At 30.9% G+C, this 8891-nt stretch carries 8 protein-coding genes; 4 read left to right on the plus strand and 4 right to left on the minus strand.

Going from position 1 to position 8891, the window contains the following annotated elements:
- Positions 1 to 353 precede the first annotated feature (353 nt).
- From ACMOUI_RS07110 to ACMOUI_RS07120, 3 genes are all read right to left on the minus strand, one after another.
- The gene (locus tag ACMOUI_RS07110) at positions 354 to 1205 is read right to left on the minus strand and encodes a YjjW family glycine radical enzyme activase (RefSeq protein WP_418965035.1); all 852 of its coding nucleotides are present in this window, start codon (positions 1203 to 1205) and stop codon (positions 354 to 356) included.
- Between the two features lies 1 nt (position 1206).
- Positions 1207 to 2694 (minus strand): YjjI family glycine radical enzyme, encoded by a 1488-nt coding sequence (locus ACMOUI_RS07115; RefSeq protein ID WP_418965036.1) that lies wholly within the window; start codon positions 2692 to 2694, stop codon positions 1207 to 1209.
- A gap of 62 nt (positions 2695 to 2756) precedes the next feature.
- Positions 2757 to 3350, minus strand: a complete 594-nt coding sequence (locus tag ACMOUI_RS07120; protein WP_418965037.1) for a sigma-70 family RNA polymerase sigma factor — start codon at positions 3348 to 3350, stop codon at positions 2757 to 2759.
- Positions 3351 to 3577: 227 nt separating this feature from the next.
- On the opposite strand from ACMOUI_RS07120, the gene ACMOUI_RS07125 reads away from it, so the two are divergent.
- From ACMOUI_RS07125 to ACMOUI_RS07140, 4 genes are all read left to right on the plus strand, one after another.
- Entirely contained in the window at positions 3578 to 5242 is a 1665-nt protein-coding gene (locus ACMOUI_RS07125; RefSeq protein WP_418965038.1) for a formate--tetrahydrofolate ligase, read from the plus strand.
- 100 nt (positions 5243 to 5342) lie between these two features.
- A complete protein-coding gene (locus tag ACMOUI_RS07130; RefSeq protein ID WP_418965039.1) occupies positions 5343 to 6326 on the plus strand; it encodes an AIR synthase family protein in 984 nt (327 codons plus the stop codon).
- 15 nt (positions 6327 to 6341) lie between these two features.
- Positions 6342 to 7643, plus strand: a complete 1302-nt coding sequence (gene rsmB, locus ACMOUI_RS07135) for a 16S rRNA (cytosine(967)-C(5))-methyltransferase RsmB (protein ID WP_418965040.1) — start codon at positions 6342 to 6344, stop codon at positions 7641 to 7643.
- A complete protein-coding gene (locus tag ACMOUI_RS07140) occupies positions 7643 to 8284 on the plus strand; it encodes an O-methyltransferase (RefSeq protein WP_418965041.1) in 642 nt (213 codons plus the stop codon). Before rsmB ends, ACMOUI_RS07140 begins: the two co-directional genes overlap by 1 nt.
- Before the next feature lie 38 nt (positions 8285 to 8322).
- Here the strand turns inward: ACMOUI_RS07140 and ACMOUI_RS07145 are convergent, their stop codons facing one another.
- Positions 8323 to 8826 carry an FUSC family protein gene (locus tag ACMOUI_RS07145; RefSeq protein WP_418965042.1) on the minus strand — a complete coding sequence of 168 codons (504 nt, stop codon included), beginning with the start codon at positions 8824 to 8826 and terminating at the stop codon, positions 8323 to 8325.
- Between the last annotated feature and the right edge of the window lie 65 nt (positions 8827 to 8891).

Genomic DNA, 8891 nt, shown 5'->3' on the forward strand with positions numbered 1-8891 from the left:
GGATATGATATTTTTAAAACTAATAATATTGAAATAACACCTATTTTAGAGTTCACTGCTACTGATTTTAAATATAAAATCTGCTATCCCCTTTGATAGTGTCCGAAAATGGTGGAGCATAAATCTATTAAACTCTTATACTCTTTATCAAAAAAATTCGAAAGAATTAAATCTTATATTTGGAATAGGCGTTCAAGAGTTTGAATATAGAGATACGCAAGAGGAGATGCAAAATTTTATGAAATATAAACTATCACCAACATATTCATTAGGATTAGAATACAAATTTTAATATTATAAAAGGCTATCAAATATAATATTTTGATAGCCTTTTATTTACAATCTGAAACGCCCTATATTATCAGGATGTTTTTTACTCCATTTTTTTTAGCCAACTCTTCCAACTCTTTTAGCTCACTATCTGTAGGTGAAAAAAGATGCTCTTTTCTATCATCTCTAACCCCATAGTGTCTATATTTTATAATTTTATATCTAATATCTCTACCTGATATAGCTTTAGAAACATTTTCAACAGTTAATCTATTATCTAATCTTTCCGACACAACAACAGTTCTGACTTCAAATAGTTTTCCTATATCCCTTAAAAAATACAGATTTTCAATTACCATTTCAACACTTTGATCTGTCAGTTTTAGATGTTGATTTTTTTCCCATACCTTTACATCTAACATAAATGCATCTGTATTCTCTACAAACTCTTTATACTTTTCATCTTTTAAATTAACCCCTCCATTGGTGTCAACAAAACAGGTTAAATTTGGCCATCTTTTTTTCACTTCAATAAAAAGTTTTGTTATAAACTTGTAGTGTAGTGTGCTTTCTCCTCCACTAACTGTAATCCCTTTTATAAAACTTTTTACTTTAGCTATATTTTCTAATAGCTCATCCACAGTGTAATCTTTAACTTTAGGTGAAGCATCAAAATTACAGGTTTTTATGCACTCATCACATTCACAGCACAGTTTCTCATTCCAGATAACATCCCCTTCTTCACTTTTATTTAAAGCTTTTGTAGGGCACTTTTGGATACAGCCATAACATTTTTTACAAATATTTATAGTTTCAGGATTATGACAATAATCGCAATTAAAATTACAACCTTGAAAAAATATGGCCATTCTATTTCCTGGACCATCAACATTTGAAAACTTTATAATTTTATTTATTTTCCCTGTTAGAATCATTTTACTCACTTCTTAATTTTCTTCCCAATGCTTTAGCATTATCTCTAGCACCTTTTCCTAAAATAGTAGTGTCTCTTAAAACCTGCTCCCCTTTATCTAACTTTTCAATCTCAGATTTTTTCACAAGGTAACCAGTTACTCTAACTACATCGCATGTATCACTGTATAGAGAGAAGAATCTCATATCAGTTTCAAAAGCTCCCTTTATTATATCTAAAATAGCTTCTGGATTGGATTTATATGTCTCATCAAACACAAAGATATCTCCTATTCCACTTGGGCAATACTGGTGAAATGGTGCTGATTGAACTATGTGCTCAAAAATTTCTGGCTCTTCACCAACTGGAATTCTACATCCCGGACTCTCATTTCTATCTGTATCAATTCCTACTTGTGAATGTAATAGATGAGTATTTCCAAAGAACTCTCCCGCATATTTTGTTCTATGATTTGCTACAAGTTTATGCATTGTTGAAACTATCTCTAAAGCTAACCTATTAGCTTCCTCAGAATATCCAAATCTATCTTTTTTCTCAGTAGCTCCTAAAAGGTTATTAACACATTCAGCCAATCCTACAAATCCAAATAGTCCTGTGAATTTTTCTTTCTCTAAAAGCCCCTCTTTTATTAGGAAGCTACTCTCATAAAATCCACTTTCCTCTATAATAAATCTAGATCTTTCATCTATATAATCTAACATCTCTTTTGAAACTTCTGGTAAAACTTTCTCTAAAAACTCCTCTTTTGAGCTAGCCAACTTCGATAGAGCTCCTAATCTCACTCTAACTAAAGTATTCGCTCCACCTCCAACTTTTAATCCATTGTAACAACTAACAATTCCATATTCACCTTTAAAATCTTCTCTAAAAATCTTATCGTTAGCAAAACTTGGTTTAGCCGTTACTAGAGCTGTTTTTATAGCTTCTATTGATATTTTGTCAGTTGTTTCTTCACTGTATTTAATAGTTAAGTTTGGTGTTGGTAATTCTAACTCTCTCATAGCTTTTAAAATTAAGAAACCTGCTTTTGTCTCTTTTGGTCCTATATTGGCATGACAAAACGAATCTGTTATAGTTGAATCTATATGTTTTAAAAATAGTTTTATAGCTAAATACGCTTCATTTTCATCTTTTATAAAAGGTTCTAGTAAATAATCAATATTTCCTAAATAAACAGGCATCGTTGTTATTGATGGAACATGTTTATAAAGAATTAATAACCCATGTACAGCTTCCCAAATATTTGTTGGTTTCTCAATATTTAAAAACTTACTTCCTTGCTCCATAAATATATCGTAATCTGGCACTATGTATCTTGGTCTATAAGGAGCATTTCCTTCAAATAAATCACATATTATTCCATCTTCAATATATTTTTTTAAAGCATCGCTTTTATTTAAAACCTCAATACTTCCTTCAGCTAATCTTGCTAGAGCTACAACTTTTTGCTCAAAAGTTATCTTTTGACTCTTTATTGTTTCTAATATCATTACTTTCTCCCTTTAGTTAAAATATAAATTTCACATATTATATTCAATTTCCACTACTTCTGTCAACTTTTATTATATTTTTTTAAAAAAATATGAACTTTTTTCTTTATACGCTGCATAGAGTTATCTATTGCCTTGGGATCTTTTCGTAATTTCTTGGCAATCTCTAAATATCCATACCCTTTTACCATATAGGTAAAAACTTCTCTTTCTAATCTGCTTAAATTATCCTTTAAATATTTTTTTAAAAGTTTCATTAACTCTTTTCCTATTACTATCTGTTCTGGAGTATGATATTTTAAAGACGGGTCATTGTACCTAATCAACTCCTCTAACTCTGAGTATACCTCTCCTTGCATAGCACTGTTTAAATTTTTATTTCTCTCAGAATTATAATTTTTTACAGCTGTTATAATTTGTCGTTTTATACAAATTGACGCAAATGTGCTAAAACAAGCACTTTTATTTTCATCAAAAGATTTTATAGCCTTCATCAACCCTATCATTCCCTCCTGAACTAAATCCTCTCGTTCAGCTCCTTTAAGAAACAGTCTCTTATTTCTTATATATATAAGATTTCTATACTCTGTCACTATTTTTTCTATGGAATCGACATCTCCCTGTTTAGCTAATAAGATATCCTCTCTGTCAATCATGGTACCCCCTTGTCCTAAAAATCAAATAATATTTTGCCCTAAATATAGGAATACACCTACAAAACAATAATCTTTTATATTTTATATACCTCTAATATTTAAAAAAATCAATTTTTATTTTTATGTTTATTAACCTTTATTTTTTCATTATTTTGAGGTACAATTGTAGTGATGAAAAGGTTAAAATTAAACTTACCTTGGAACAATTATTCATTTAGGAGGGGTCTATGAAAACTGATATACAAATCGCACAGGAAGCAAATCTATTAAAAATTTCTGATATAGCTTCTAAGCTAAACATTGGTGAGGATTATTATGACACTTATGGAAAATATAAGGCTAAACTTAATCTTTCTCTATTGGATGAGCTTTCTGACAAAAAAGAGGGGAAATTAGTTCTTGTTACTGCTATTACTCCAACACCTGCTGGAGAAGGTAAATCCACTGTAACTGTAGGTCTAACTCAAGCTTTAAACAGATTGGGAATATCTTCTGTTGCAGCTCTTAGAGAACCATCCCTAGGACCTGTTTTTGGAATGAAAGGTGGGGCTACTGGTGGAGGATACTCTCAAGTTATTCCTATGGAAGATATAAATCTACACTTTACTGGTGATTTCCATGCTATTGGTGTCGCTCACAATCTTGTTTCTGCGTGTATTGACAACCATATCACTCAAGGTAATCTTTTAAATATTGACAATACTAAGATAACTTGGAAAAGAGTAGTGGATATGAATGATAGAAATCTTAGAAATATTGTTATAGGTCTTGGAGGTAAAGCAAACGGATACCCAAGACAGGACTCTTTTCAAATAACTGTTGCTTCTGAAATTATGGCAACACTTTGTCTTTCAAACTCCTTAAAAGAGTTAAAAGAAAATATTGGGAAGATTGTATTTGGATATGATTACAACGATAAACCTCTTACAATAAATGATTTAAAAATATCTGGTGCGGTTACAGCACTTTTAAAAGAAGCCATAAAACCAAACTTAGTACAAACTCTTGAAAATACTCCTGTTATAATTCATGGTGGACCTTTTGCCAATATTGCCCATGGGTGTAACTCACTTCTTGCTACTAAATTGGCTCTAAAACTTTCAGATGTTGCTGTTACAGAAGCTGGTTTTGCAGCTGACTTAGGAGCTGAAAAGTTTTTAGATATTAAATGTAGAAAAGGTGGATTAAATCCAAACTGTGTTGTTATAGTTGCCACTGTTAGAGCTCTTAAACACCACGGTGGAGCTAAAGTTTTAAATGAGGAGAATTTAGATGCTTTAAAGTTAGGTTTAGCAAACCTAGATAAACATATTGAAAATATGAAGAAATTCAATCTACCTGTTGTTGTAGCAATCAATAAATTTGTTACTGACACTGAGACTGAAATCGATTTAATTAAAGCTCATTGTGAAAGCCTAGATGCACCTGTTGCTCTATGTGAAGTTTGGGCTAAAGGTGGAGAAGGTGGAGAGGAGCTTGCAAAACTTGTTCTTCAAAAACTGGAAGAGAATAAGGAAACATATAAACCTTTATATGATTTAAATCTACCTATAAAGGATAAAATTTCAAAGATATGTAAAGAGATATATGGCGCTGATGGAGTTACTTTCTCTGGAGCTGCCAATAAAACAATTAAGCAATTGGAAGAGCTTGGATATGGTGAGCTTCCAATCTGTATGTCAAAAACTCAAAAATCAATCTCTGATAAAGCTAATCTTTTAGGTAGACCCACTAACTTTATAGTTGAAATTGACACTATTAAATTGGCTGCTGGAGCTGGATTTATTATTGCTATGGCCGGTGGAATTATCGATATGCCTGGACTTCCTAAAGTTCCTGCCGCTGAGCTTATTGATATTGATGAAAATGGTACTATTACAGGATTATTTTAAATTTTTTCCAACCCTTACTTATAATTTAAGTAAGGGTTTTTTATTTTTATAAAATATAGTATAATATATTATAAAATTCTACTACAGGTGAGGGATAAATATGAAAATTGGTAAACTTACTATTTCAGACTTAGAAGATTTAATTTTTAATAATATTAAAAATAATAATAATAGAATACTATCTTTTGGAGAGATTGGCAGTGATTGTGCCGCTATAGAAGTGGGAGAGGATATAGTTTATTTATCCACTGATCCAATTACTGGTTCTAATAGTGGATTAGGTAAATTAGCTATCAATATTAATTGTAACGATATTGCCACTGAAGGAGTTTCACCCATTGGAATAATGCTAACTATTTTAGCTCCTCCTCACACTAAAAAAGAGGAGATTGCTGAGATTATGAAAGAGGCACAAGAGGAAGCTGACAAGTTAAAGGTTTCTATTATTGGTGGTCATACAGAGATTACAGCAGCAGTTAATAAAATAGTTATATCTGCCACTTCAATTGGTATCGGCAAAAAAATAGATTTTAAAAAAAGGGAAACTATTGAAGCTGGAGATCGATTAGTTATTACTAAAGGTATTGGAATTGAGGGAACTGGAATCATAGCCTTTGAAAAAGAGGAGGAACTCCTTGAAGTTATCTCCCCAGAACTTTTAAATCAGGCTAAGTCTTTACTTGATTCTACCAGTGTTGTTAAAGATGGGATTATAGCCAATAAATTTTCAAAAGGTATGCATGATGTCACTGAAGGTGGACTTTTAGGTGCTCTATGGGAATCTAGTCGTTTTTATAATCTAGGACTAGAGATTTACTATGATAAGATATTTATCCATCAATGTACAAAAGAGATTTGTAAATATTTTAAGATAGATCCCCTAAAACTTATATCCAGTGGAACTATGCTTATAGTTGTTGATAAAAATAGTGTAACAGATCTACTTGAAAAATTAAAAGAGAATAATATTGCCGCTTTTGATATTGGAGAGTTTACTGTTTCAAAGGAAAAGGTACTTATTAAAAATGGTGAGAGGTTAGAGATTGCCCCTCCACAAAGTGATGAATTATATAAAGTTGTATAGTTAGGAGAGATTATATTGAATATAAAACAAAGAGTTATAGAAGTTTTAAATGAATTTGAAAAAGGAAAATATTCCAATATACTTTTAAATGATTATTTTTCAAAAAATAATCTAAGTAAAGGGGAACGTGGATTTATTACTGAGGTTTTCTATGGAGTTATTAGAAATGATATCTACTTAAACTACCAATTGGAAAAAAGAACAAAGGCTATCAAAAAAAATTGGATTAAAAATTTATTAAAAATCTCTATTTATCAATCCACTTTTATGAATAGTGATGATAAAGGTGTGGCTTGGGAAGCAACTGAATTAACTAAAAAGAAGTTTGGAATCCCTGTTAGCAAATTTGTAAATGGTGTTCTTAGAAGCTATTTAAGAGATAGAGATGAAGAGATAAAAAAACTTAGAGAAGAGGACAAGCTGGATATTCTATACTCTTATCCAAAGTGGTTTTATGATAAGATAAAAAAAGAGTACAATGAGAAGGCTGAAGCTGTTTTAATCTCATTAAAAAAAATACCCTATATGAGTGTTAGGGTCAATAAACTTAAATATTCAGAGGAGGAGTTTGAAGCACTTTTAAAAACTTTAAAAATTGATATTATAAAGAGAGTGGATACTGTTTACTACATTGATTCTGGAGTTATTTTACACACTTCTGAATTTAAAGATGGAAAAATTATAGCTCAAGATGGTTCATCATATTTGGCTGCTAAAATTTTAAACCCTCTACCTGGAGAAAAAGTAGTGGATACTTGTAGTGCTCCTGGAAGTAAAACTGCAGTTTTAAGCGAACTTATGGAGAATACTGGTGAAATATATGCTTTGGATATTCACCAACATAAAATAAAAATAATTGAAGAGAACCTAAAAAAGCTTGGAATTACCAATGTTAAGGCTATTAAATTAGATGCTCGTAAACTTAAAGAGCAGGGTTTAAAATTTGACAAAATTCTTGTTGATGCTCCTTGCAGCGGCTATGGAGTTCTTAGAAAAAAACCTGAAGCTCTCTATAATAAAAATATGGCCAATGTTCATGAACTCTCTACTCTTCAATATGAGATTTTAGAATCGGCTTCCTCTGTTTTAAAAGTTGGAGGAGAGATTGTATATAGTACTTGTACAATATTCTCTGAAGAAAATACTGATAATATCACTAAATTTTTAGATAACCATAAAAATTTCTCTGTTTTAAAAATCTCTCTTCCTGAAAATGTAAATGGACATTTCGACTCTGTTGGAGGATTTTTAATTGACTATACTGAGGAGATTTTAGATAATTTTTATATTATTAAACTACGAAAGGATTTTGAATAATGTTAGATGAATTAAAAGATGCCAATGGATATATCATTGGTAAAATAGAGGAAAAAGACCCTCTAATACTGGAGATGGAAGCTTTTGCTTTAGAGCACAATGTGCCTATTGTTACAAAAGAGGTCGCTAAATACCTTGAGTTTTTAGTTTCTACTCATAACTTTAAGAATATACTTGAAATTGGTACAGCAATTGGATACTCTGGAACTATTATGGGAAGAATTGCCAAAAAAAATGGAGGTAAACTTACTACCATTGAGATTGATGAGGTTAGATATAATCAAGCTCTTGAAAACTTTAAAAAGGGAGATCTATTAGATTCCATTAATCCTATTTTAGGCGATGGTGTCGAGGAGATTAAAAAACTTGATGAAAAATTCGATTTTGTTTTTATTGATGCATCTAAAGGTCACTATATGGAGTTTTTCAATGACTCATTTGAAAGACTTAGCGAAAATGGTATGATTTTTATAGATAACATAATGTTTAGAGGTTATCTATATAAAGAGTATCCCAAGAGATTTAAAACTATTGTTAGAAGGCTTGATGAGTTTATAACTTACCTCTATAGGAATCATGACTTTGTTCTATTACCTTTTGGAGATGGAATTGGTCTTGTAAGTAACAAAGTAATGAAATAATGAAAAATGCTGAGAAAGATATCTCAGCATTTTTTATTCTACCTTTTATTTTTTTTTAGCTTTTTATATTCACCACTTAATATCCAGTTACAAACTAAAGCTATTATAACTCCTATGATTGTTGTTAAAATTCTTTTTCCTGCCCAAAAATAGGGGTCTCTTCCCTCCATATTCGTAGTGATTCCTAAAAATACTATACATGCTATTGTATTTGAAGCTGGTTTTCTCAATATATATGTACATCCTAGGATAATTACAACCATAGAAAAGGCCATAACAAAACTTCCCTTAAAATCTGTGGATTCTGTTGTTATAAAATAGATTGCAAAGAGTCCCACAACCCCACCAAAAATAGTTCCTATGACTCTTTCTACTCCAACTCTAAAAGAATCTTTTATAGTTCCCTGAAGACATGAAACAGCTGCTATGGCAGCATAAAATGGATTTACATTTAACAACACTCTCAGTAGAAAAACGCACCAAAAAACAGAGATAGATATTTTAAGACTTTTATTTAAAGTTTCTCTATGTTCTATTTTCATCCTTCTCTCCCTTCTGCTGTATTTTTACAATATATAATATAACAATATAGTTATCATGTCTATAT

The organism is Cetobacterium sp., assembly GCF_048470075.1.
GTDB lineage: Bacteria > Fusobacteriota > Fusobacteriia > Fusobacteriales > Fusobacteriaceae > Cetobacterium_A.